At 68.3% G+C, this 416-nt stretch carries 1 pseudogene; it reads left to right on the plus strand.

Annotated features, from left to right (window positions below):
* A pseudogene (locus tag H0524_RS02815) lies at positions 1–416 on the plus strand (hypothetical protein); the annotation flags it as partial.

Consider the following 416-nt stretch of genomic DNA (forward strand, 5'->3'; position numbering starts at 1 on the left):
AGGCGGCTGGGGCAGCGAGTCCGAAGGCGGCTGGGGCAGCGAGTCCGAAGGCGGCTGGGGCAGCGAGTCCGAAGGCGGCTGGGGCAGCGAAGCCCGCGAGAGCAGCGAAGGCTACATGCCCGAGGACAACCGAGGCAGCGAGGGCCACGACTACAAGGGCTACGAGTCCAAGGGCCACGACTACAAGCGCCACGACTACAAGCGCCACGACTACAAGGGCCACGAGTCAAAGGGCCACGAGTCCAAGGGCGGCTGGGGCAGCGAGTCCGAAGGCGGCTGGGGCAGCGAGTCCGAAGGCGGCTGGGGCAGCGAAGGCTACATGCCCGAGGACAACCGAGGCAGCGAGGGCCACGACTACAAGCGCCACGACTACAAGGGCTACGAGTCAAAGGGCCACGACTACAAGGGCGGCGGGG

It is taken from the genome of Salinispora sp. H7-4 (genome assembly GCF_013416675.1).
Classification (GTDB): domain Bacteria; phylum Actinomycetota; class Actinomycetes; order Mycobacteriales; family Micromonosporaceae; genus Micromonospora; species Micromonospora vitiensis.